The sequence below is a fragment of the Brevibacillus sp. FW306-2-1A-C05A genome, assembly GCF_058781555.1.
Genome location: NZ_JBYSWV010000022.1, coordinates 43,052 through 65,915 on the forward strand (window position 1 = coordinate 43,052; position 22,864 = coordinate 65,915).

The following is a 22,864-nucleotide window of genomic DNA, read 5'->3' on the forward strand; positions in this document are numbered from 1 at the left end:
ACAGCTCGAAGCTGCCAAAGATCGCGAAACGCAGCTTTTGGCGAAGCAACAGCAGTTCGAGAGTGCTATCGCTCATTGGGAGAAGCAGGAGCTGATCTGGACAGAAAAGCTGGACCGAAAAGACGCCGAGCTGCAAACGGCTCGCCTCGCCTATCAGGAACTGAGCGACCAGCACGACCAGACGCTGGAACAGCTCCACACCGCCACACAGCAGCTCGATGCATCGAGCAAACAGTTGGATGACACGACCTCGCAGTTGCACAGCACCTCTGCCCAGCTCGACGTAACGAGCAAGCAGTTGGAAGACGCGACCTCGCAATGGCAAAGCACCTCTTCGCAGCTCGATGCTACGACCCGCCAACTGGAAACGGCAACCAAGCAACTCGAAGTCGCTGCCCAACAACTCGAAGCCGCGCGCGATCACGAGACGCAGCTTTTGGCGAAGCAGCAACAGCTCGAAGCGAGTATCACGCACTGGGAACAGCAGGAGGCGTCGTGGAAACAGACGCTTGAGCAAAAAGACGCCGAGTTGCAAGCGGCGGCCAAAAGCTACGCGGAATTGAGCAGCAAGCACGACCAGACGCTGCGACAACTGCGCACCGCCGAAGAAAAGCTGACCCAGCAGCAGAAAGAGGAAAGCAGTTGGAACAAGCGGCTCGAAGACACCATCCAGTCGTTTAAACAGCAGCTCAAAGAAAAAGAAAAGCAGCTTGAGCAAATTACTATTCAGGAGCTTGTCTTGAAAAAGACAGTCGCCGGGCTGAAACAGCTAGTCAAGGAGCACCAGGAGAAAGAGGAGAAATACAGACAAGCTATAAAAGACTTCAGCCAAAAGGAAGCGCGGGCGAACAAGGCGCTGAGCCAAATGCCGAGCACCAGCCATTCGACGGCAAACGTCTCGTCTTCCACTCCCCTGTCGTTCCAGATGCCGCCGCACACCCAGCAAGGGAACACATTCAACCCGTTCAAGTGACCTGCCCCAATGTGCCATAGCCGTTACCACTCGGCGCCTTGCTGAATAAAACATAGTACAGTACAGAAAGAGAGGGATATCCATGACACCAGATCAACTTCGCGCACTTTACAATCAGCGTCAGCAACGCCCCGTTCGCCAAGGCATGCGTCCTTTGGGAATGCCGCCATCGCCACTGCCAAAATCCGGGCCTGTGCACAACGTCAAACCCATTGTCCAAACCAAAACAACCGGGGGATGCTGCGGCAGGCGTTGGCAAGGCTAATGCAGTAAAAACACCCTTTTCCATGACCCGTTCTGTGTGGGAAGAAATGATCCTGCATTGCCAGGAAGAAAAACCGTATGAGGCATGCGGCTTGCTTTCGGGAAGAGGCGGCAGCGCCGAAACCATCTGGCGGATGGAAAACATTTTGAAGCGACCCGACGCTTTTGCCATGAACACGCGGCAAATCCAGAAGGTGCTGCAAAAAATCGCATTCCGGGGGGAAAATCTGGTCGGAATCTACCATTCCCATCCAACTGCTCCACCCGTGCCGTCCACGGAAGACATCGCCCACGCCAACTATCCGGAAGCGGCCTATCTCATCGTCTCCCTTGCTTCGCCAAAGCCTGCACTCGGTTGTTATCGCATTTGGGGGGCGAGGGCCTTTTCATGCCCTCTCCAGCTTGAATAAAAAAACAGACAGAACGGCGGGGTCATCGCTCCCGCCGTTCTGTCTGTTCTATTGTCGTGACGATCAGCCATTCCCGCTGTTCCCAACTGACAAAATCATCTTCCCACAACACCTGACACCGTCCCTGGTCGATGTTGATGACGACACCTCTGGCACCATCTTTCACAAATACGACCCCATCGCCTACTTGTATCACCGGTATCGCCGCCCATTATCCGAGTCTGAAAATAATCCCGTGGCCGCCCTTTGGATACTCCCACTTGATGTTCTCGTACGGACAGCCGATGCGGCAGCTTCCGCATTCGTGGCACCCCTCGTATCCCACGTGCATCCGCACTTCTTCCCATTTGTACACCTCCGCCGGACAGAAGATCGTACAGAGCTTATCCGGGCATTGCGTCGCGCACACATCCGCGCTCAACACGTGCAGATGCGACTGCGTGTCGGCCTTGAAGCGAACCAGATACTGCTTTTCCTCGATCGATTGCCCTTTGGGTATTTGCGTCATCACTTCATCACCCTCCATGCATTCATCAGATCGCGCGCCATTTTCCACTTGTCCTTGGCGCTGCCCAGGTCGCTCCATATTTTTTTCTGCTTGCTCCACTTCGAGCTGCCATCGACCGTGAACATCTGGCTGGCCGCCCGGTTCATCATCGGGATGTACCGTTCGAAGTAGTGCGGGGACTTTTCAAAGTGATGCGTAGCGTCCTTGTACTTTTTTAAGTCCTGGCCGACAAAGCTGTTCAACAGACTGGTCCGGTACGACCCGAGCATTTTTTCCGAATAATCCCCGGCTTCTCTGGCTGTCAAAATCGTTTCCGCCGCCATCACCCCGGAAGCCATAGCCATGTTGGAGCCTTCGCGATGAATGGCATTGACAAGCTGAGCGGCGTCGCCCACGACGATCACGCCGTTGCCGACGACTTTGGGCATGGAGCGATAGCCGCCTTCCGGGATGAGATGAGCCAGGTACTCCTGCTGCTCGCAGCCTTGCAGATACGGGCGAATCATCGGGTGGTTCTTGACGTAATCCAATAGCTCATACGGCTTGATCTTGTGCTTTATCAGCCCGGACAGCATCGTACCCACGCCGATATTCAGGCTGTCTTTGTTCGTGTACAGCCAGGCTGTGCCCAATATCCCTTTGGTCGAGTCTCCGAAAATCTCGATTGTGCAGCCATGGTCGCCTTCCAGATTGAAGCGGTCCTCGATAATTTTGCGATCCAGCTTGAGCACTTCCATGACGGCCAGCGCAACCTCGTCCGGCCGAAATTCCTTGTGAAAGCCGAGCGATTTGGCCAAAAGCGAATTGACCCCGTCTGCGAGGACGACCACATCGGCATAGACGTCGCCATCGGGGCGGTCCGTCTTGATCCCGACTACTTTGCCGTCCTCGACGATACAAGATAGGGCCACCGTCTCGTTGAGCAAAAGCGCTCCTTGCTGCACCGCTTTTTCCGCAAACCACTGGTCGAATTTGGCCCGCAGCACCGTGAAGTTGTTGTAAGGCTCCTGCGCCCACTCCAGACCTTTGTAGCTGAAGTTGAGGGCGGATTCCTTATCCAGCATCATGAAGCGCTGTTCGACGATGGGCCGTTCGACTGGCGCTTCCTTGTAAAATCCGGGGATGATGTCCTCCATCGTCTTGCGGTACAGCACCCCGCCCATCACGTTTTTCGACCCCGGGTATTCGCCGCGCTCCATCAACAGCACATTGACGCCAGCCTTCGCCAATGTGTAGGCGCAAGCGGTTCCGGCCGGACCTGCACCGACTACAATCACGTCAAACTTCTCAGCCATACGTAACCTCCCTGTCCGGCTCCTTTTGGAACGCTTTCATCAACAACGGCACGATTTCAAACGCATCGCCCACAATCCCGTAGTGGCAAGCCTGGAAAATCAGCGCGTTCGGATCTTTGTTGATCGCAATAATCAGTCCGGAGTTGCGCATGCCGACCAGGTGCTGGATCGCGCCGGAAATCCCGATCGCAAAATAAATTTTCGGCGTCACCGTCACGCCTGTCTGTCCGACCTGATGGGCATGATCGATCCATCCCGCCTCCACGGCATCCCTACTCGCCCCGACCGTCGCCCCGATTGCTTCCGCGAAACGGTGGATGAGGGCAAAGCCTTCCTTGCTCCCCAGTCCTTTTCCTCCCGCCACGATGACGTCCGCTTCATCCAGTCTGACCTTTTCCTTCGTTTCCCGCACGATTTTCAATACTTTGGTGCGAATGTCCTCTTCCGCAAGCTGGATGCTCTCGCGGATCACCTCGCCTGTTCGGGTGGGATCAGGCTCGAGCGCCTTCATGACTTTCGGACGAACCGTCGCCATTTGCGGGCGGTGCTTTTTGCACAAAATCGTCGCCATGATGTTTCCGCCAAACGCCGGGCGGCTGGCTTCGAGCAGCCCTGTCTCCGCATTGACGTCAAGCATCGTCGTGTCGGCCGTCAGCCCTGTCTCCAGATCGGTAGCGACGGCGCTCGCCAAATCTTTGCCCGTCGAAGTCGCTCCGTACAAAATGATTTCCGGCTTGTGCTTCTGCACGCACTCGATGACCGCGCGCATGTACGACTCTGTGCGGTAGTCGGCAAAAATGCGGTCGTCGTAGACGTACACCTGATCTGCCCCGTACGGAAAAGCGGTTGGCGCCAGCTCCGTCACGCCCTCTCCGATCAACAGACCAGCGAGCGGCACGCCCCGTTTGTCCGCCATTTGCCGGCCTGCCCCAAGCAATTCGAGCGACACGGGTGCAATCCGCCCTTCCCTCGCCTCCAGATACACCCAGATTCCCCGATAATCGTCCAGATTCATGCCTGCCCCTCCTTCACACGAAACAACGTCTGTTTTCCCCGAAGGACTTCCATCAAGCGCTCAACCTGCTCCTGCGGGGTGCCCTCCAGCATTTCCCCTCCCTTTGGCTTTTCCGGCGGCCATACCTTCGCCACGATCGTCGGCGAGCCTTTCAGGCCGAGCAGGCTCCGGTCGATATCTCCGAGGTCGTTCACCGACCAGACAACCGGATTGTACCGGGCTGCGCGCAGCATGTTCGGCAGCGGCGAGTACGGCACCTCGTTGATCTCCTTTTCGACGGAAAACAGGCAGGGCAAGGAAGACTGGACGACCTCATAGCCGTCTTCCAGCTTGCGGTGAACGATGGCGAAGCCTTGCTCCTTGTTGACCTCGACCACTTTTTTTACGTTGGTGAGCGGAGGAATGTCGAGTCTTCTCGCCACTCCCGGACCGACCTGACCCGTGTCGCCGTCAATCGTCATTTTCCCGCAGATGACCAGGTCAACGGGCTGTGTCTCCGCGATTTTCTCGATCGCCTTGGTGATCGCATAGCTCGTCGCCAGCGTATCCGCCCCGGCAAACGCGCGGTCCGTCACCAGGTAGCCAGCGTCTGCACCGATCTCGACGCATTTGCGGATCGCTTTTACCGCTGGCGGTGGTCCCATCGTCACCACGGAAACTACGCCTCCATAACGCTCTTTCAAACGGACTGCTTCCTCTACCGCGTGTGCGTCATACGGGTTGAGAATCGCAGGTGCGCTGGCACGGTCCATCGTGTTTGTCTTCGGATTCATCTTGATGATCTTCGTGTCCGGCACCTGCTTGATACAAGCTACGATGTGCAGCATGAACAATCCCCCCTTGCTGCCGGGCGCGGGCTCGTTTTTTCCAGTCAAAGGTTGTCTTTCTTTCGCGCAATACATAGCGGGCAGCTTGTCGTTCGTTGTTACTAACCTATTGCAAGGCAGGCAGGCTTAGACCTGAAACGAACGGACTGCCGGCTCGTTCCATGAAAAAAACAGGCGAGCGAGCCGAAGCTCCCTGGCCTGTTTTGGCGGCAAAACGTTTGCGGCGCGATCACGCCCGGCGGATCATGCTGACCAAATCCCGGGGGACATGGGTAATCGGCTCGCAACCGTCCCGTGTCACGATGACGGTGTCCGAATGGCGAAAGCCGCCAAGTTCCGGCACGTAGAAGCCTGGTTCAACCGTAAACACCATGCCTTCCTGCAGCAGCGCCTCTTCATCGAAGCGGAAAAAGGGCGGCTCGTGAATGTCCAGCCCGATGCTGTGCCCAGTGCGGTGAATCGCGTACTCGCCGTAGCCCGCCGCCTGAATGACAGCGCGAGCAGCCCGGTCCACCTCGCGCATCGGCACGCCCGCCTTGATCGTCTCAAGCGCGGCCTGCTGTGCGCGAAGCATGACGGCAAACGCTTCTTTTTGCCGCTCTGTCGCTTCTTCCACGAAGCAGGTGCGTTCGCATTCCGCTATGTAGCCATGCACGACAGCGTGATGCGTATGAATGAGAACGTCCCCTCGCTCCAGCTTGCGCGTCGTCGAAAAGACGTGGGGCATAATGGAGCGCGCCACTCCCGATGGCGTAATGGATTGCGTATGCACAACCGCATTCGGATAGCGCTTGGCGGCTTCCCGCAAAACAGCCGTGCGCCCCGCATCGTCGACTTCCAGCTCGCTTGCCCCCGGGCGAATGGCCGACAGAGACGCCTGCACAGCGAGACTGACCAGCTCCCCGGCAGCGCGCTTGCATATCGCCCAGCCCCCGTTGAGCAGGCAAATTCGGCAGTTGGAGGAAGAGGTCGGCGTTCAGCTCTTTTTCCGAACGAATCGGCACGTCGAACTGACGAGCGCAGGCAAAGCCTTTCTCGAAAAAGCGTACCAACTGCTCGATCTGGTCGAGGAAGCCTGCGACACGGCGCGAATGGCAGCAAGGGCCGAGCACGGCAAGCTGCTCATCGGCTTTACGGGAACGGCGCACCATCTGTTGCCGATTGTGACGGCTTACCGTGAGACGTATCCGAACGTAAGCCTGAACCTGCAACTGCTGGGCACGACTGCACAAGTCCAGGCCCTGCACGACAAGCGAATCGACGTCGGCTTCCTTACGCCGCCAGTCAACAGCGACCAACTGATTGTGAAGCCGTATTTTTCCCCGGAGATCGGGGCGATTTTGCCTGAGCAGCATCCGCTTGCGCAATCCGGCGAGCCGATTCGTATCACGGATTTGGCGGACGAGTCGTTCGTCATCACCCCTCGCCAGATCGGCCCCGGCTTTTACGACACGGTGACGAAGGTTTGCCACCAGGCAGGCTTTTCGCCGAAAATTACCGTCGAAACCCACGACATGCAGACGGTTATCGAGCTGGTTTCCTCGGGAATGGGGGTATCGCTTGGCCCTCGGCTTCCTTTGGCGGGCAAGTCCGTCGCCTTCCGGGCGCTCTCCGACGTGAGCATTCGCCTGGAGGCTGGCGTCGCCTACCGGATGGATGAGAAGTCCGAACTCGTCCATTCGTTTTTGGAGCTGTTTTTCCGCTTGTTCCCGCACGAAACGCAGTCATGAAGCATCGGCTCGGCCAGGCGCTGGTGCGCCGTCTGCTGACTGGCAGCGGCAGGCTCTCGCTGAAAACAAGAAACCCACCTTGGATTACCGGGTGGGTTTGCTTGTTTTTATGGCTGCCGCTCGTTGTGCAGCGAGTCAGGCAGTTGTCAATTGTTCAAAGATGATCGAGGCGGCGACTACTCCGATGCCCGATACGGACGCGTTCAGATTGGTGTCTCCGCTCAAATTTTGCAGCGTGATAACGTCATTTTCGAACAGGGTGACGGCGGCGTGCCCTGTGAGCACCCCTTGAGAGTTTTCGCCGTAGCTGGTTCCGGCCAGAAGCACGCCATTTGCAAACAGCGCAAACGGCCTTCCCACTTCTTGAACGTTCAGCTCATAAGTGATCTGGTACACCCCTGCTGCAAATTTCCCAAAAGGTCCTTTCAAATTACGCTCGTGCCTCCCCAGTTGTTCCAAGGCGCGCGCGAGTTCCATTTGCGCGTCCAAGGCTTCAACACGCTGACGGCGCGCCTTTTGGATGTCCCGGCGTTTCGCACGCAGTATGTCCGGCTGCTCCAGGACATCCTCGACACGACCTTTACCGTCGAACATTTGCGGCCGCATATTCTCGCCCTGCACGACGCCTTGCGCCCCTACGTCTCCATGGACCCATACAAACAAGACGTCCTCGCCACCTTCGCCACTGAGCCTGCGTTTATTTGCGCCTTCATCGAGGAGCGCAACCAGTTTTTGCGCCAAAGCCTGAAAACCTTTCAGCATCCGCGCTCCGGCTGAGCGAAAACACAGCAGGCGCGCATCCACGCTTCCCAGACACACAACAATCCTGCCCCTTTTGCCCCCATCCGGCAGGACACGCTGCTTCCTATTCCCACAAAAAAAGACGCCTGGCATCAGCCGAGCGCTGACAGACGTCTTTCTCTTTGCTTATTTTTTCAAGGACAGTTCAACCGATGCGTCCGTGAACTTTTTCGTTACCCGCTTCAATTTGATTTGCAGCCCGATTTCCGGAAGGATTTTTCCGACCTCCGGCACTTCCGGCATCGTGTAATCGTCGCTGTCGTCAAATGTAGTGACACCTTTGAGCGGCGCGTAATTCATCGTACCGAAAATGTAGTCGAGGTTCATGCCAGACGTTTTGTTCGGGCTGAATGCCGCGTCGTTCACCTGGTAGCGGGAATCTGCAATCGCTTCTTCGTTTCCTTCGTCGTTGTTCCAGTAGCGCACTTCCTGATGCGCATCGACTACGCCGAGCATGCCGTAGCCTGGATGCTGGCTTGTGTTGTTGTCTTGCGTTTTGCCATAGCGGCCGTCGTAGTACCAGATCACCATGCCTGGGTCGTAAGAGAAGAACGTGTCGTTGCGGCGGAAATACTTCAGTCCGGCGTCCACGCCTTCATGGGAGCGCAGCTCGATCAGGTAGTACGTGTCGTACATTTTTCCTTTGCCATCGAAGTGGATGAAGCCATCCAGTTCGAACTTCTGGTCGCCCTCGGCATCGTCGGCGAAAATGACTTCGCCATCCGCTTCCACTTCAAAGTTGTCGAGGTAGAAGCCAGGCATCGCCAAGCCGCCATCCGTCACGTAGTTGAACTCCACGCGAATTTTCTTGCCAGCAAAATCGTTCAGGCTGATTTTTTCCTGATCCCAGCCTTTGGTGACATCGTCGAACTGCTCGACGGTTTTGCTATCCCCTGTCTCTTCATCAATCACGTTGACGTACAGGTAGTCGTAGTCGGTTTCAATCGCTCTCCACGAGTCAAAGCTCATGGACGCCGAGCTGGCCCCGGTCAGGTCGATTACGTCCGACACCATTTTCGTATTCAGGTTGTCGCCTTCATCGGAGAAGTAGGCGTAATCCCCGTCTTTCGGCTGAGTCGGCGGTTCTTTTTCAGCCTGCGGCATGTTGAGCTTGATAACTTTTCCGCCCATCTCCTGGCTGGAAGCGTCGATCAGGCTGAACGTCTTCTTTTTCTTTTCCAAATCTTTATAATCGACGACGCGCGGAGAAATCCATTTTCCGCCGTACATTTCTTGCAGCATCATCTTGGACCATGGATCCAGTCCGGTTGGTTGCGTTTGGAAAACTTTACCCGTGTGGCTACCGGAAGACATCAAGGACCACGCACCTACTGGCGAGTCGTGCCCTTGCCTGGACGTGTCATACAAGTCCGGCAATCCGAGGTTGTGTCCGTATTCGTGCGCGAAAACGCCAGGTGCGCCGTCTTCCGGCTGAATCATATAGTCGAAAGCTTTCAGGCTGGTGCCCGGGATTTCCACCGGCTTTTTCAACGTCCAACGGTGCGACCAGATCGCGTCTGCGTCCTCGCCCGTCTCTTCGCCGATGCCCGCATGTACGAGCATCAGGTTGTCCAGCATGCCGTCCGGCTCCATCAGATCGCCATCGCCATCCAGGTCGTACGGGTCGCGCTGGTCGTAGTCTTCCTCTTTGCCCGCAATCGCTTCGCCTACGGCCCCCAGCGTTTCTTCGACCAGATCGCGCGGCGCTGCGTCGTTGCCGCTGGAATTGTTTCCGCCGTAATGCTTGTAGCTCTTTTCAGCCACTTGCCAAGGAGTGACTACTCCATCTACCGTCCAGCTTCTGCCGGATTGCAAATAGTAATACTCCGCCATCGTCGTCATGCTGGTGCCTTCTGGCGTCGTATAGCCTTTTTGATTGAAAAGCATGTCGCGGTAGTGCTTTTCGTTGAAATCCTTTGTCCAGAGCGTGTCGTTCACTTTCGGCAACTGGTTGTGCTCCCGATCCGGAAATTCAACGAGCGCGATCACGATGTTATCGGTATGTACTCGTTTGGAGGCGCGCAGTTCGCTTTCATCCTGATCCTCGACCTCTGCCACCCGCTTTGCCGCCTCCGACAAAGCTGCCTGCTGGGACTTCTCCGCTTTTTTCCCGAAGGACGAGGAGTTGTCGATGCCATGCGGCACTTTTTTGTCCTTGAGATAATCGAACAAAGCTTCATTGATTTCTTCCTGATCGTCGTCCTCATCAATAATGCCTTGCTCAATCAGCCCTTTTACCAATCGGTCAATATTGACTGTGGACAAGTCCACCTCCAAGGTATGCTTGTCCTCCTTCGACTTGGCCAGTCCCGCAGCAGGTGCAGCCGCAAATGCGCTCAGCACAAGCGATGACGAAAATAAAATAGATAATAGCTTCTTGCCTTTCTTCACTGCCGTTCACCCTCTTTTTCTATCTACTTGGTTTGGCCGGACTATGATTTTACCCCCCACAGATCCGACTATTCACAATTATTACACGTTTTTAGATCATAGCCAAAAATTTTCTTTCGACAGAAAATCGTTCCTGCGCAAAACCATTTTTTCGCCTAAGCAATCTGACCCAGAATGACAAACTCCACGCTTTTTCCATGTTTTATGCGAATCCTTGTCTGATAGCGGGGGAAGAAAAATTTCTCACAAGGCGTCTACGGCCAAAAGTCCTATGAAAATATTGTAGAATTTTGTCGATTTATAGCGAAAAATACTTCCTGGCTGAACCCCTTCCACTGTGTCTCGTTCATGTCGCCTACAAGAAAAAGCCGTCGCTAATGGACGGCTTTTCTTCTTCGCCAAAAGGCGAGACGTCATTTATTTTGCAGGCAAAATCACCGTGAACCGCGTCATTCCATGCTCCGAGACGATCTCGATGCTCCCGTTATGTTTGCTGACCACCGCCTGGACGATCGGCAATCCCGCTCCCCGCGCGTTTGAGCGCGTTGCCGGCTTGGTCGTATAGCCTACCGTGAAAATGTGCGCACGCTGCTCGGGCGAAATCTCCGCGCCCGTGTTCTCCACCTCGAAGACGTACTGCTTGTCCTCCCGGCGGCAGGCGATCCGAATCCGCTTTTCCCCATCCGCCATCTCTGCGGCATCTATCGCGTTGTCGATCAGATTGGACATAATTTTCACCAGGTCAATAGACGGAATGCCCTCAAACGGATCCGGGCACTCGGCGAACTGCATGACGATCTGCTTCGATTTGGCCTGCTCCCATTTTGTATGGAACAAAACCATCAACGCCGGATTGGCGATCCGCACCGTCAGATCGAGCAACTTCGTCTCCTTCAACAGCGACTGGATGTAATCGCGCGCCTTGTCGAAATAGCCGCATTCAATCAGTCCGTACAACACTTGCATATGGTTGACGAAATCATGTCGAATCGAGCGTATGGAGCTGATGACAGAGCGCAGCTCGTCCTGGTAATGCTCCTCCGTCTCTCCCACCGCCACGCGAATTTCCCGCTGGTACCAACGCGAAAGGCCCAGAATCAAAACGATCAGCACGACCACAAACAGTCCGTGAAACACGAAGACGGGCACGCTGTTGCGCACGACGTCCTTGCCTATGCCCTCGACCATCGCCATATCGGTATCGACGCCGACGATGCCGGCGAGCCGGCCGTCCTTGCCCAGAAGCGGTGCCCCTGCCGACATGTAGACGCCGTAGTGGGGATCGCGAATGATGTCCGAATAATACGTCTCCCCCGCGCGAATTTTGGCAATCTGCTCCGCATTCACATAACAGGGGTCGCCAATCTGAAACTGGATGCCGGAATCGGGCGGATGGGCGGCGACCATGACTTTGCCGCCGCTTCCATCCGGATTGATTTGCAGCAAGTACAAGTACAGGACCCCGAACTGCTCCCGCACCTGGCTGAGCTGGGAGGTGAGCCGCTCGTACGCCGGATTTTCCTTTACGGGATGCTGCAAAAATTGCTCGTAGGACGCGACGTCGATTCGGCTGGCCGCCGCCGCAGCCGTCTTCATGCTCTGGTTGGCGATCGAGAGGCGAACGGATTGCTTCGTATTGTAATAAGAGCCTGCTATGCTCAAACAGGTCATCGTCAAAAACAGGGCGCCGGACATCAGCACGCAAATCCAGACCCTGCGGTTTTTGGTGAAGGCAGTAACCATATTCTCCTCTGTCAATCTCTCTATGACGTGTCTTTCCTCTCTTCATTCTAGTCCATTTCTTTCGAGGCTGTCCACCTGCATCCCCCGTCACACCAGGCATACTCTGGTACAGCATAGATTGCAATATATTTCTCAATATTTTTATAATTAAGAGACTGCGAATTACCAATCTCTTTCTACGGGAAAAAGGAGTGGGGCCAATGCAAGACAAATTGTTTGCCCGTTTACAGGAAATTTACCCCGAGCTTGTGTCATTCAGACGCGATCTGCATATGTACCCCGAGCTTTCCTTCAAAGAGGAGAATACGGCCAAAAAGGTAGCGGACAAGCTGGCTTCCCTTGGCATTGAAGTCAAAACAGGTGTCGGCGGCATGGGCGTCGTCGGCTATCTCAAGGGCGGCAAACCGGGAAAAACAGTCGCCCTGCGCGCCGACTTTGACGCCCTGCCGATTCAGGATGAAAAAGACGTCGAGTACAAATCGCGCATTCCAGGCGTGATGCACGCGTGTGGGCACGACATTCATACAGCAGGGCTTTTGGGTGTCGCGCAAGTGTTGAGCGAATATCGTGACGAAATTCCAGGAACGGTCGTGTTCCTGCATCAATTTGCCGAAGAGCTGCCGCCGGGCGGCGCCAAGGCCATGGTCGAAGCAGGCTGCCTGGAAGGCGTCGACGTAGTGTTCGGCGCGCACGTAGCCTCTGACCTGCCAGTCGGCAAGGTCGGGATTGCGACGGGCTATGTAACGGCGGCGGCGGACAGCTTCGAAATCATTTTGTACGGAAAAGGCGGGCACGGCGCTTCCCCGCACAACTCGATCGACCCGATCGTGCTCGGCAGCCAGATCGTGATGAACTTGCAGCAAATAGCAAGCCGTCAGATTGATCCGCTCAAGCAGGTCGTTCTGTCCGTCTGCTCGTTCCTCGGAGGCGGCGAAGCCTACAACGTCATCCCCGACCAAGTGCGCCTCAAAGGAACCGTGCGCACGTATGACGAGGAAGTGCGCGTCGCAGTCGAGCATTCCATGCGCCGCATCGTAGAGGCGAGCTGCCAGGCTGTCGGCGCGACGTGCGAAATCACGTACGAGCGCGGCTACCCTGCCACCTGGAACGACGAAGTGGAAACGACGCATGTCGAGGCAGAAGCCAAGCGTCTCTTCGGCGACGAGAACGTCATCAAGATGCCGCCGATCATGGGCGGAGAAGACTTTGCCTACTTCGCGCAGGAGCGGCCAGCCACTTTCTTCATGACAGGCGGCCGCAACCCGGAGATCAAGGCGACCTATCCGCACCACCACCCGAAATTCGATGTGGATGAGCGCTCCATGCTCCAGACCGGACAGTTGTTCATCGGAGCCTTGCTCGCCTACCAGGCGCGTCAGCAAGGCTAAGGCAGGGCAAACCGTTCAGGCTCGTTTTGCCGATCCCAAACGCTCAAAAGCTGCCTGGCACGAATTGCGCCGGGAACGTTTTGCACAGAAAAAAGCAGGGGCTTTCCGCTCCCTGCTTTTTTGGCTTGCGTCTATACCTCGTGCCCGATAATCCAGTCCAGCCGCCTGCTCTGCACGTCGGCAGGTATCGTTTTCAGCAGCAGGCTGCGAAAGGCGACCGCCAGCGGATTTTCCCATTGCGTCACATAGCCAATCAGCCGCGAGCTGCGCACGATGGCATGCACCCGCTTTTTTCGCAGCCCTTCGTATTCGCGCAAAGCTGTGGAAAAATCAGCGGCGCCTCCCGCTTTTGCCAGGCAGCGCGCCAGCACGAGCGCATCCTCCAGCCCCTGGCCTGCTCCCTGGCCCAGATTCGGCAGCATAGGATGCGCAGCGTCTCCGATCAGCGTTACAAGCCCTGCTCCCCACTGCTTCAGCGGACGGCGGTCGTATATGTCATGGCGCAAAATCGCTTCCTCTGGCGTAGCCGCAATGACAGCCTGCACAGGCTCGTACCAGCCTTCGAACCTGCGCATAGCCGCGAGCTTTCGGGCGATCGGCGAATCTTGTTCGCCCTCTGGCGCGTTGACCGCCGCAAACCAGAAAATTCGGTTGCCGCCGATGTGCGAAAAGCCAAACCGGGCTCCTCTCCCCCACGCTTCGAACCCTCCGTGCGTTTCCACCGGATAGCGCTGGTCTTCGTAGCGGGCTATGCCGCGAATCGCCGTGTAGCCGGAGTAGCACATTTTCCCCTCGCCAAAAAGCTGCTTGCGAACGCGCGAATGGATGCCGTCCGCGCCAATCAGGACGTCTGCTTCCGCTGTCGTGCCATCCGCAAAAGCCGCCTGCACGCCGCCCTTTTCCTGCGCAAAGGAAACGAGCTTTTTGTCCAGAACGAGATCGTGCGCCGCCACTTTCGCAAGCATGGCCTGCTGCAAATCAGCGCGGTGGATCAAGTAGCTGTCCGCCCCGCAGCGCTTTGCTTGCTGCTCAAAAGCCATCTCGACCAGCACGTTTCCTCGCCAGTCGCGTATTTTCGCCTCGCGAACAGAGGAACCAAGCTCGCGAACGCGCGCCCCCGCCCCGAGCTTATCCAGTGCTTTCATCGCATTGGCTGCGAGCACGATGCCAGCGCCGATGGCTTTTTGCTCCTTGGCCTGCTCGTACAACATCACCTGCCAGCCCGCCTGCTTCAATGCGATGGCAGCCGCCAGCCCGCTCACCCCGGCTCCGGCGATTATAGCCCTTCTGCCCATTTGCATGCCGCTCCTCATCGTGTCTGTTCCTGTCAGAAAGACTTTTTCCAAATAATAACACACCATGCTCGCCCGGGATACGAAAAAGCCGCCTTCTCCCTCGCACAGAAAAGCGGCTTTCGCTTGCTTCGTTTCCTTTTAAAAAAGATTCATGCTCAAATACCGTTCGCCCGTATCCGGCGCGATGCAGACGACCCGCTTGCCTGCTCCCAGCCTTTTCGCGACAGCAACCGCAGCAAACACCGATGCTCCAGACGACGGACCTACCAAAATCCCTTCCAGCGCCGCCAGTTTGCGCATGCTGTCCAGCGCGTCCTCGTCCGCGATCTGGATGATCTCGTCGTAGATGCCCGTATTCAAAATGCGCGGAATAAAGCCCGGACTGGTGCCGACCAGCTTGTGCGGTCCAGGCTTGCCGCCGGACAAAACCGGGGAGCCTTTTGGCTCGACGACGGCGATGTACAGCTCCGGAAGCTGCTCGCGCAACGCTTCGCCTGTCCCCGTAATCGTTCCGCCAGTGCCAGCGGTTGCGACAAAAGCGTCGAGCTGTCCGTTCGTCTGCGCCAAAATTTCGCGGGCAGTCGTGACCCGGTGGATATCGGGATTCGCCTTGTTTTCAAACTGTTGCGGGATGAAGCTGCGCGGAATCTCCTGCTGCAGCTCCTTGGCCTTGGCAATCGCTCCCGGCATCCGCTGCTCGCTTGGCGTCAGCACGACCTCTGCCCCGTACGCTTTTAAGATGTTGATCCGCTCTTTGGACATGTTGTCCGGCATGACCAATATCGCCCGGTACCCTTTGGCCGCGGCGTTCATCGCCAAGCCGATCCCGGTGTTCCCGCTGGTCGGCTCGATAATCGTGTCCCCTGGCCGGATCAGGCCCTCCTGCTCGGCTACGGCAATCAGGTTGTAAGCAGCCCGGTCTTTGACGCTTCCCGACGGGTTGAATTTTTCCAGCTTCACCCATACTTCTGCCGCTCCTTCGGGGACCATCCGGTTCAGGCGAACGAGAGGCGTGTTTCCGATCAGCTCCGTAATACTTTCGTAGACGCTCATAAAAAACCTCCCGACCAAAGCCACAAAGGCTGATTTATACGATTAAGAATAATACAATAAAACCGATCTGAAAATAACAAAATCTCATTCGCTCCAGAGACTTGGCTGCTGCATCGAGCCATTCCCCGAAACCTTGCTATCTAAAGCGAACGCGTCTTGCTTTCCCTCTTCGTCCGAAGTCGTGCCAGGTTGTCCTTCTACCGGATAAACCTCTAGTCCATTCTTTTTTTGCACAATCTGCACAAAAAAGCTCAGCCTCCCGCCGCATCGAGCCGTCCGGAAGCTGAGCCTGTCTTTTTCCGCTATCGGTGTATCAGTGCTAGTAGCCGTACTTGGACCTCGTCTGTTCGAGCACGGCTGCCGCCTGCTGGTAGAGCTTGTTTGCGGAAGCTTTGACGCCCGCCTGCTCTTTTTCCAGCGTGCCGAGCCGCTGCTTCGCCTGCGCGATCGCATCGGAGCCTGTCTTGACCGCGTCCGTCAACGCTTTTTCCCGCTTCTCTGCATCTGTCACGCTCGCCTTGATTTCCTCCCACACCGCCTGCGCGTCTTTCATATCCGTCTCCAGCACCGCGATGATGTCCTGCATGCTCTTTTTCTTTTGCGCAATCGTGCTGTCCATGGCGTTCATCCCGTCGACCAGCACCTTCATGCTGCCGAGCGTCCCGGCCATCACGTCGTATTCCATTTTGCTCAGGCTAGGCTGTTTCGCGTATGTAATCAGCTCGTCCAAAAGACCTTGCAGCTCGACGACCTGGTCTTTGGAAAACTGCAGCTCCTCTGCGAACTGGATTTCCTGCAAATATTGGGCGCTCTCCAGCATATCGGCCGTAAGCCTCCCCGTCTGCTCGACCTTTTTAGCGAACTCGACGCGCGCTGCTTCCTTGGCCCGTTGCTCTTCCACTTCTTTTTTCTTCTGGGCGGCTTCCTGCTCGACGCTGTTCGTCCACGCCGCCAGCTTGTCGTCGTACGTCTGCTTGTTGCTGGCTGCGAGCTTGGTTTCCGCCGGCTCGCCTTGCGCAAGCGGCCCCTGGAACAGCAGCCCGTCTGCGCTCACCTTGGCCTGGAGCTTTTGGCCCGTCGTCTTCTCTTGAAGGGTAAGCGTATCTTTTTCCATCGTCCCCGTCCAGACGCTTGTCTCCGTCTGCAAACGCGGAATCGTATCCTCGACGAGCAGCTTAGACAACGTTACTTCAACGTTGACCTGGTCATTTTCCGCTGTTACTTTTGCGTACGCCATCCGGCTGTTGTCTTCGCACAAATACCCTTCTGCCAGCGCAATCGGCCCCAGCAAGCGATAGCCCCAAAAGCCCAACGCAATGACAACCAGTAGCGCGATTCCCAGTAATAGACGTTTGTTTTTCCCCTGCATGCTGCGACCCCTCATCCGCTTTTTTCTGTTTCCTTTGGCCTGTTTTTTGCCGAAACGTGCCACAACTTCATCATACATGAACCGCATTCCGAAACCATATGAGTCGAAAGGCCAATTCCTGTGCAGTATGGCGGATTCATTTGAACGCCGTCAGCCCAAAAAGCTATACTTGGAGTATATCATGACAGGAGGCCCGATTGATTTGGAACCCAACTACGTGAAAAAGCAGGTGATCTTGCAGCCGTTAAAAGCCAATTTGCTTGCCTGCGTGTGCTTCCTGCTGTTCGTTCCGGCAGCTTTGTTCGCGTTTCTTTATCAGACGACACTCGCCTTTACGCTCTCGTTTGGCGACTTCTTCCTGTTTTTTCTCGCGGTCGCAGTTGGCGTAATCGTCCATGAACTACTGCACGGAGTCGGCTTCCTGCTCAGCCGCCAGGTGTCTGTCGCAGATATTCGCTTTGGCGTGGTGTGGCGCAAGCTCGTTTTGTACGCTTGCTGCCTGAAGCCGATCTCCATCGGCAGCTATCGGTTTGCCGTCCTGCTTCCGAACTTGCTGCTCGGCGTGCTGCCGCTTTTCCTGGCGTACTTCTTCCATTCGATCTTTTGGTACTTATGGAGCATCGCGATGCTGCTCGGCGGGTTTGGCGACCTGTACATCCTGTGGACGCTTCGCGCTTTTCCCAAGCAAACGAAAATTGCCGACTCGCCAGACAGCATCGGTTATGTTGCCTATGTTCCGGACCCGAAACAGTTGTAAGGAAAATCTGGCAGGTTACGATTACTTGTCTGACGCGAGAACCCTTGGAGATTCTGTCATGCCATCCCGCAGAAAGCGCGAGCGCCTTCCCGCCAAGCCTCCCTCGTCAAGCGTGCCTATGCAAAAGAACCACAGCAAAAAGCCGACGTCTCTGGCAAAACGTCGGCTTCCTTTTATTCCTTCGCGCTTCATCCTCGCTTAGACGGCCACTTTTTTGCGCGCGGCCGGAAAATACATCCCCGCTGCTCCCAGCACGCCCGCTTCCGCTCCCATCGTGCTCAACTGAATCGTCGCCTGGCTCGCCATGCGCGAGATGCAGCGCTGGCGGATTACCCGCTGCGCTTCTTCGAGCAGGATCTGTCCGTTGTTCATGACTCCGCCGCCGAACACGATCACCTGCGGATTGAACAGGTGGATCAAGTTGGTCAGGCCGACGCCGAGGTAGTAGCCAGCCTGCCGCAGCAAGTCGATGCTGAGCGCATCCCCGCTCTGTGCCTGCTCGCCGATCTCCTTGGCCGTAATGCGGCTGAGCTCGCCCGTGGTGCAAGTGCGCAAGGAGCTGGCCGTACCGGATTGCAACTGCTCCTGCGCCATTTTGGCGAGCGCAAGCCCGGAGACGTAGTTTTCCAGGCAGCCTCTGTTCCCGCAGGCGCAGAGCGGTCCTTCCGGGTCAAGCGATATGTGCCCGAACTCTCCCGCGCTGTCGCCGATTCCGGTAATCAGGCGGCCGCCGCTGATGATGCCGGCTCCCACGCCCGTGCTGACCGTCACGTAAATGAGATCATCCGTGCCACTGGCGCTGCCAAAAGCCCATTCCGCCACCGCTGCCGCATTGGCGTCGTTGATGAGCTGCACCGGAACGCCAAACCGTTCGTGCAGCCTGTCGCCGATTGCCACGTCGCTCCAGTTCAGATTGCTCGCAAAGATGACCATGTGCCGATGCGTATCAATAATTCCGGCAGTAGCGATTCCGATTCCGCGTATTTGCGCGAGGCCGACACCGCTGTCCGCAAGCACGGACTGCACCAGATCGCCAATTCGCAAAATGACAGCATCAGCCTCGTCCTCCTTTTGCGTCGGCGCATTCGCTTGGCTCAGGATGCAGCCATTCTGGTCGACGATAGCAGCGATGATTTTCGTGCCTCCCAGGTCAATTCCGATGGCATATGGTTTGTCTTGGGTCATCCTTTGACTCACATCCTCGCTGTCTGTTCTCTATTGAAAAATGGCGTCAAGCGCCTGGGAGCACTGCGCGAGCAGCAGCTTTGGCTTGTGGGCAAACGGCGAGATTTCCGGGATGACATAGCCGCTGTACTCCACCTCGCGCAGCGCCTCCACCACGCGATCCCACGGGATGTCGCCAGCCAAAAGCGGCACGAATCCGGTAATGTTGCCCGTCGACGTCTTGAAATCTTTGACGTGAATGGCGCGGATTCTTTTCCCCAAAATCCGGATCCACTGCTCGGGAAACCCGAACTGCAGCACGTTGCCGACATCGAAATAAGCGCCTACCCACGGGCTATTCACTTCGTCGATCAGTCCGGCCATTTCCAGCGGACTGAGCAGGAACTTGTTCCAGACGTTTTCGATGCCGATGTGCACCTGCTTGGCCGCTGCCGTTTGCGCCAGCCGCACGAGCGCCTCGCGTGCGCGCTCATACGCCTTGTCGTACGAAACCTCCGCCGTCACCAGTCCAGGCACCACGAGCACCGTCCGGGCGCCAAAAATGCTCGCCGCCTCGATCATTTTCTCGACGACCCGAATGCCTTTTTCGCGAACTGCTTCGTCATTGTGCGTAAGCGGGTACTTCCACAAAAGCGCCGTCGAGACGCTCGGCAGTTCCAGCCCATGCTCGCGGGCCTTTTGCGCGAGCAGCCGTAACTCTTCCTCCGTCATCTCCAGATGCAAGCAAGCGTCCCCTTCGTCGAGATTCAGCTCGACGCCCGCGTACCCGTACGCTTTTGCCTGCCGGAAAATGTCCTTTGCTCCGGTTTCCTTCGGGAAGCACCAGGCGTTGATTCCTTTTTGAAAAAACATGCTGTTCACTCCCTTATTCATCGTGCGAAATCGTGACAGGTGTGCCTGACTTCGCAGACTGATTGGCCGCCAACGTAACCGCCAGCGTCTTTTTCGCCGAGGCATACGGTGACAGGACCAGGCTCGCATCCCCTGTTTCGATTGCCGTGACAAACGCCCGGTCTTGCTTCCTGTACATGTCCACCGTTGCTTCTGTCGTGCGCGTTCCCGCCTCGTCCGTGATCGTCAGCTTTCGGCCGTCGATCTGGACGCGGAAATGCTTCCCGAGAATTTCCACCCCTGTGCGGTGATCGGCCTGGATGAAGCACGTATCGAGCTGCCCGATCGCCCCTGTTGCAAACGACAGGCTGACCGCCGATACATCGGGAATGTCGATGCCGTCGATGTCTTGCGAGGCCAAAAGCGCCATCTGGGCGTACACTTTTTCCACGTCCCCGGCCAAAAAGCGCATCATGTCGAGCGTATGCGTCGCCTGCTCAACTAGCTGGCCCCCGGATTTGCCCATCTGCCGCCACCACGGCGTCTCCACAAATTTGGTCAAATAATGGCCGCGCACCAGCGCGATTTGCTTGTCAGCCAAATAGTCGCGGGCCTGCTGCACGATGTCCAGATAGCGCAGGCAATAGCCTGTCGCGCTGATAATTCCTGCTTTCTCGATCGCCGCCTGCTTCCTCTTGACTGTCTCCAGATCCAGTCCGATCGGCTTTTCCACGAACAGGTGAATGCCTCTGGCCGCAGCCTGCTCCTCGATTTCTTCATGGGCAAAAGGCGGAACGCAGACAAACAGCGCATCGAGCTGTTCATGCGCGAGCAGCTCCCGCCAGGACGTGTAGCCCGCAGCCCCGATCTGCTCAGCCGTAGACGCCGCCGCTTCCTTGTTCACGTCGCAGACGGCTGTGACTCTCACCCGTTCGTCAGCGAGCAAGCCTTTCAGGTGATGCTGTCCAATCCCGCCAACGCCAATCATTCCGATCTGTATGCTCACTCTCGTTCACCGTCCCAGCTAGCGTATGACTACCGGCTGCTTCTGCTCAGCCGACTGGTAGGCAGCAAGCGCGACTTCCACCGCCCGCATGCCGTCCTCTCCCGTTACCGATGGCGCTTTTTTCTCCCGGACGCTCGCGACAAAGTCGCTCACCAACTGGCTGTCCATGTCGTCGCCCCAGTTCACCCACTTCAAGCCTTTGTCGTTGCTGTACACGTCGAGCTTTTGCGAAAAGGCGTCGAGCGAAATCGTGCCTTCCGTGCCGATAATCTCCATCGTGACGTCGCCCCAGACCGGAAACGTCTTGTTGCGCGACCAACTGCAATCGAGCGTGGCAAACACGCCGTTTTCAAATTCGAGCGTCAAAATGCCGCAGTCGTCAATCGGAGTAGCGGAAAACTTGCTGTCTACCTCCGCGTACACCTCGCGCACTTCTGCGCCCATGAACCAGCGCATCAAATCGACGACGTGCACCGTATGGTCGATGACTGCGCCGCCGCCGGATTGGGCCGGATCGACGAACCAGCCGCCCGGATTTTGCCCCCGGTTCGTCCCGCGGATCGCCATGATGCGGCCGATCTTGCCTTGCTCCACGAGCTGTTTGGCCCGCACGACCGCCGGATGGAACCGGACCGGGAACGCCGTCTGCAAAATGACGCCTTGCTCGCGGCACACGTCGATCATTTCCTCGGCCGCCGCCAGCGTGGTCGCGAGCGGCTTTTCGCACAGGATATGCTTGCCTGCCTTCGCCGCTGCTACGGTATGCTCATGATGCTTCGCATTTTCCGAAGTGATGATGACCGCGTCGATGTCCGTTTTCAAAAGCTCGCGATAATCGCGGTAAAACGGTACGCCCCACTTCTCTGCCGCCGCCTTGCCGCGCGCTTCGTCCTCGTCGGCAACCCCGACCAATTGTACGCCCGCAAGCTTCCCGACAGCATTCGCGTAGCTGTACGCATGCATATGTGCGACACTGATGATTCCCAGTTTCATATGTGGTCCCCTCCTACACTAGCGTTACGGGCTTGCCCGTTTCGATTGACTCAAGCGCGGCTCGCGCGATTTCCACTGCCTTCACGGCATCCTCGACCGTCACGCGCGGCTCGCGGTCGTTTTCGATGCAGTCGATGAAGTGCTTCAACTCGCGGAAATACGGATTTTCCCGCAACGGACTCTCCGGCACCGCCACTCCGCTCATGCCCGCCTGCTTCGCGCGGTTGACCGCGATCAGCGGCTTTTCCTTCGCGCTGTCGTACTGAATGATGCCTTCGCTGCCAGCCAGCTCCATTTTCATCGAGAAGCCTTCATGCGCCCACGAGCCTTCCACGTGCGCGATCATCCCGTTTTGAAACCGCAGCGTCACCAGCGCGTAATCCATCCGCGCGAATCCGCGCCCGAGCAAGCTTTTCGCATAGACGCGCTCCACGTCGCCGAAGCACCAGCGCAAAAAGTCAAAGTCGTGAATAATCATGTCCAGCACGAGGCCGCCGCTGTTTTTGTAGTCGGCATACCAGTCGTTCCACGCGGTCGGAAAAATCCCGCCCCGGAACGTCCGCGCCACGCCGACATTGCCAATCGCACCGTCCTGCACCAGTTGACGGGACTTCTCGTACTCGGGGAAAAAGCGCAGGACGTGGCCGACGAACAGCTTGACGTTTTTCTCGCGGCAGTAGTCTACGATGGACTCTGCTTCTTCCTTGTTGCGCGCCAGCGGCTTTTCGCAGATGACGTGCTTGCCGGCGTCGGCTGCTTTTTGCACGTACGTCTTGTGCAGGTAGGTCGGCAGGCACACGTCAATGATGTCTACCCGCGCGAGCTTTTCCATCGCTTCCTCATAGCTTGCGAACCACCCTGTCTTCGTCTCGGCCGCCAGCTCGCGACCGCGTTCTGCGCGAATGTCGACAATGCCGACCAGCTCAACGTTTTCCATAGCAGCGTAAGAGCGTGCGTGAACAGTTCCCATCGTACCTGCTCCGATTACCAGAACATGATGCATATTGGTTTTTCACTCCTTCTGGGGAAA

General features: G+C 56.8%; 22 protein-coding genes and 1 pseudogene. 6 read left to right on the top strand and 17 right to left on the bottom strand.

Features of this window, described 5'->3' with window-relative positions; all coding sequences use genetic code 11:
• Positions 1–973, top strand: a pseudogene (locus AC3WJN_RS14615) (hypothetical protein); the annotation flags it as partial.
• 287 nt (positions 974–1,260) lie between these two features.
• The gene (locus tag AC3WJN_RS14620) at positions 1,261–1,647 is read left to right on the top strand and encodes a M67 family metallopeptidase (RefSeq protein ID WP_007776170.1); all 387 of its coding nucleotides are present in this window, start codon (positions 1,261–1,263) and stop codon (positions 1,645–1,647) included.
• 22 nt (positions 1,648–1,669) lie between these two features.
• Here AC3WJN_RS14620 and AC3WJN_RS14625 read toward each other — a convergent pair whose 3' ends face one another.
• The 6 genes from AC3WJN_RS14625 to AC3WJN_RS14650 form a co-directional block, all read right to left on the bottom strand.
• Positions 1,670–1,843: a hypothetical protein gene (locus AC3WJN_RS14625; protein ID WP_007780592.1), complete on the bottom strand. Its 174-nt coding sequence runs from the start codon at positions 1,841–1,843 to the stop codon at positions 1,670–1,672.
• A gap of 15 nt (positions 1,844–1,858) precedes the next feature.
• The gene (locus AC3WJN_RS14630) at positions 1,859–2,155 is read right to left on the bottom strand and encodes a ferredoxin family protein (RefSeq protein WP_007780596.1); all 297 of its coding nucleotides are present in this window, start codon (positions 2,153–2,155) and stop codon (positions 1,859–1,861) included.
• Positions 2,155–3,450 carry an FAD-dependent oxidoreductase gene (locus AC3WJN_RS14635; protein ID WP_005833789.1) on the bottom strand — a complete coding sequence of 432 codons (1,296 nt, stop codon included), beginning with the start codon at positions 3,448–3,450 and terminating at the stop codon, positions 2,155–2,157. Before AC3WJN_RS14635 ends, AC3WJN_RS14630 begins: the two co-directional genes overlap by 1 nt.
• Entirely contained in the window at positions 3,443–4,465 is a 1,023-nt protein-coding gene (locus AC3WJN_RS14640) for an electron transfer flavoprotein subunit alpha/FixB family protein (protein WP_005833791.1), read from the bottom strand. The genes AC3WJN_RS14635 and AC3WJN_RS14640 overlap by 8 nt, the downstream gene beginning before the upstream one ends.
• Positions 4,462–5,292 (bottom strand): electron transfer flavoprotein subunit beta/FixA family protein, encoded by an 831-nt coding sequence (locus tag AC3WJN_RS14645; protein WP_005833793.1) that lies wholly within the window; start codon positions 5,290–5,292, stop codon positions 4,462–4,464. The genes AC3WJN_RS14640 and AC3WJN_RS14645 overlap by 4 nt, the downstream gene beginning before the upstream one ends.
• A 229-nt stretch (positions 5,293–5,521) precedes the next feature.
• Positions 5,522–6,175 carry a M24 family metallopeptidase gene (locus tag AC3WJN_RS14650; RefSeq protein ID WP_005833795.1) on the bottom strand — a complete coding sequence of 218 codons (654 nt, stop codon included), beginning with the start codon at positions 6,173–6,175 and terminating at the stop codon, positions 5,522–5,524.
• Here AC3WJN_RS14650 and AC3WJN_RS14655 point away from each other — a divergent pair.
• On the top strand, positions 6,153–7,022 hold the full coding sequence (locus AC3WJN_RS14655; protein WP_235694756.1) for a LysR family transcriptional regulator: 870 nt from the start codon (positions 6,153–6,155) through the stop codon (positions 7,020–7,022). The genes AC3WJN_RS14650 and AC3WJN_RS14655 overlap by 23 nt on opposite strands.
• Before the next feature lie 135 nt (positions 7,023–7,157).
• On the opposite strand, the gene AC3WJN_RS14660 is transcribed toward AC3WJN_RS14655, so the two are convergent.
• On the bottom strand, positions 7,158–7,451 hold the full coding sequence (locus AC3WJN_RS14660; protein WP_005833798.1) for a hypothetical protein: 294 nt from the start codon (positions 7,449–7,451) through the stop codon (positions 7,158–7,160).
• Between the two features lie 21 nt (positions 7,452–7,472).
• Between AC3WJN_RS14660 and AC3WJN_RS14665 the strand changes: the two genes are divergently transcribed.
• Positions 7,473–7,799, top strand: coding sequence for a CotH kinase family protein (locus AC3WJN_RS14665; RefSeq protein ID WP_005833801.1), 327 nt, complete (start codon positions 7,473–7,475; stop codon positions 7,797–7,799).
• Positions 7,800–7,949: 150 nt separating this feature from the next.
• On the opposite strand, the gene AC3WJN_RS14670 is transcribed toward AC3WJN_RS14665, so the two are convergent.
• Both AC3WJN_RS14670 and AC3WJN_RS14675 read right to left on the bottom strand, forming a co-directional pair.
• Positions 7,950–10,214: an immune inhibitor A domain-containing protein gene (locus tag AC3WJN_RS14670; protein ID WP_007780608.1), complete on the bottom strand. Its 2,265-nt coding sequence runs from the start codon at positions 10,212–10,214 to the stop codon at positions 7,950–7,952.
• A 417-nt stretch (positions 10,215–10,631) separates the two neighbouring features.
• Entirely contained in the window at positions 10,632–11,957 is a 1,326-nt protein-coding gene (locus tag AC3WJN_RS14675) for an ATP-binding protein (protein WP_005833804.1), read from the bottom strand.
• A gap of 200 nt (positions 11,958–12,157) precedes the next feature.
• Between AC3WJN_RS14675 and AC3WJN_RS14680 the strand changes: the two genes are divergently transcribed.
• Entirely contained in the window at positions 12,158–13,345 is a 1,188-nt protein-coding gene (locus tag AC3WJN_RS14680) for a M20 metallopeptidase family protein (RefSeq protein WP_007780613.1), read from the top strand.
• 131 nt (positions 13,346–13,476) lie between these two features.
• On the opposite strand, the gene AC3WJN_RS14685 is transcribed toward AC3WJN_RS14680, so the two are convergent.
• The 3 genes from AC3WJN_RS14685 to AC3WJN_RS14695 form a co-directional block, all read right to left on the bottom strand.
• Positions 13,477–14,640, bottom strand: a complete 1,164-nt coding sequence (locus tag AC3WJN_RS14685) for an FAD-dependent monooxygenase (protein ID WP_007780618.1) — start codon at positions 14,638–14,640, stop codon at positions 13,477–13,479.
• Positions 14,641–14,778: 138 nt separating this feature from the next.
• Positions 14,779–15,693 (bottom strand): cysteine synthase A, encoded by a 915-nt coding sequence (gene cysK / locus AC3WJN_RS14690; protein WP_005833811.1) that lies wholly within the window; start codon positions 15,691–15,693, stop codon positions 14,779–14,781.
• A gap of 319 nt (positions 15,694–16,012) precedes the next feature.
• Entirely contained in the window at positions 16,013–17,062 is a 1,050-nt protein-coding gene (locus AC3WJN_RS14695; RefSeq protein ID WP_007780623.1) for a hypothetical protein, read from the bottom strand.
• A 202-nt stretch (positions 17,063–17,264) separates the two neighbouring features.
• On the opposite strand from AC3WJN_RS14695, the gene AC3WJN_RS14700 reads away from it, so the two are divergent.
• Entirely contained in the window at positions 17,265–17,819 is a 555-nt protein-coding gene (locus tag AC3WJN_RS14700) for a DUF3267 domain-containing protein (protein WP_235694757.1), read from the top strand.
• A gap of 198 nt (positions 17,820–18,017) precedes the next feature.
• On the opposite strand, the gene AC3WJN_RS14705 is transcribed toward AC3WJN_RS14700, so the two are convergent.
• Genes AC3WJN_RS14705 through AC3WJN_RS14725 form a run of 5 tightly spaced genes read right to left on the bottom strand, consistent with a single transcriptional unit; the run spans position 18,018 to position 22,837 of the window.
• Positions 18,018–19,004 carry an ROK family protein gene (locus AC3WJN_RS14705; RefSeq protein ID WP_005833816.1) on the bottom strand — a complete coding sequence of 329 codons (987 nt, stop codon included), beginning with the start codon at positions 19,002–19,004 and terminating at the stop codon, positions 18,018–18,020.
• A 30-nt stretch (positions 19,005–19,034) separates the two neighbouring features.
• The gene (locus tag AC3WJN_RS14710; protein WP_007780626.1) at positions 19,035–19,856 is read right to left on the bottom strand and encodes a sugar phosphate isomerase/epimerase family protein; all 822 of its coding nucleotides are present in this window, start codon (positions 19,854–19,856) and stop codon (positions 19,035–19,037) included.
• Between the two features lie 13 nt (positions 19,857–19,869).
• Positions 19,870–20,841, bottom strand: a complete 972-nt coding sequence (locus tag AC3WJN_RS14715) for a Gfo/Idh/MocA family protein (RefSeq protein WP_035317019.1) — start codon at positions 20,839–20,841, stop codon at positions 19,870–19,872.
• Positions 20,842–20,859: 18 nt separating this feature from the next.
• On the bottom strand, positions 20,860–21,834 hold the full coding sequence (locus AC3WJN_RS14720) for a Gfo/Idh/MocA family protein (protein ID WP_005833821.1): 975 nt from the start codon (positions 21,832–21,834) through the stop codon (positions 20,860–20,862).
• 13 nt (positions 21,835–21,847) lie between these two features.
• Positions 21,848–22,837, bottom strand: coding sequence for a Gfo/Idh/MocA family protein (locus tag AC3WJN_RS14725; RefSeq protein WP_005833824.1), 990 nt, complete (start codon positions 22,835–22,837; stop codon positions 21,848–21,850).
• Between the last annotated feature and the right edge of the window lie 27 nt (positions 22,838–22,864).

Excerpts from the sequence above, each read along its gene's own strand:
- AC3WJN_RS14620 (WP_007776170.1), top strand. The coding sequence starts at position 1,261 with ATGACCCGTTCTGTGTGGGAAGAAATGATCCTGCATTGCCAGGAAGAA.
- AC3WJN_RS14630 (WP_007780596.1), bottom strand. The coding sequence starts at position 2,155 with ATGACGCAAATACCCAAAGGGCAATCGATCGAGGAAAAGCAGTATCTG.
- AC3WJN_RS14635 (WP_005833789.1), bottom strand. The coding sequence starts at position 3,450 with ATGGCTGAGAAGTTTGACGTGATTGTAGTCGGTGCAGGTCCGGCCGGA.
- AC3WJN_RS14640 (WP_005833791.1), bottom strand. The coding sequence starts at position 4,465 with ATGAATCTGGACGATTATCGGGGAATCTGGGTGTATCTGGAGGCGAGG.
- AC3WJN_RS14645 (WP_005833793.1), bottom strand. The coding sequence starts at position 5,292 with ATGCTGCACATCGTAGCTTGTATCAAGCAGGTGCCGGACACGAAGATC.
- AC3WJN_RS14655 (WP_235694756.1), top strand. The coding sequence starts at position 6,153 with ATGGCCGACAGAGACGCCTGCACAGCGAGACTGACCAGCTCCCCGGCA.
- AC3WJN_RS14675 (WP_005833804.1), bottom strand. The coding sequence starts at position 11,957 with ATGGTTACTGCCTTCACCAAAAACCGCAGGGTCTGGATTTGCGTGCTG.
- AC3WJN_RS14680 (WP_007780613.1), top strand. The coding sequence starts at position 12,158 with ATGCAAGACAAATTGTTTGCCCGTTTACAGGAAATTTACCCCGAGCTT.
- AC3WJN_RS14685 (WP_007780618.1), bottom strand. The coding sequence starts at position 14,640 with ATGGGCAGAAGGGCTATAATCGCCGGAGCCGGGGTGAGCGGGCTGGCG.
- cysK (WP_005833811.1), bottom strand. The coding sequence starts at position 15,693 with ATGAGCGTCTACGAAAGTATTACGGAGCTGATCGGAAACACGCCTCTC.
- AC3WJN_RS14695 (WP_007780623.1), bottom strand. The coding sequence starts at position 17,062 with ATGCAGGGGAAAAACAAACGTCTATTACTGGGAATCGCGCTACTGGTT.
- AC3WJN_RS14705 (WP_005833816.1), bottom strand. The coding sequence starts at position 19,004 with ATGACCCAAGACAAACCATATGCCATCGGAATTGACCTGGGAGGCACG.
- AC3WJN_RS14710 (WP_007780626.1), bottom strand. The coding sequence starts at position 19,856 with ATGTTTTTTCAAAAAGGAATCAACGCCTGGTGCTTCCCGAAGGAAACC.
- AC3WJN_RS14720 (WP_005833821.1), bottom strand. The coding sequence starts at position 21,834 with ATGAAACTGGGAATCATCAGTGTCGCACATATGCATGCGTACAGCTAC.
- AC3WJN_RS14725 (WP_005833824.1), bottom strand. The coding sequence starts at position 22,837 with ATGCATCATGTTCTGGTAATCGGAGCAGGTACGATGGGAACTGTTCAC.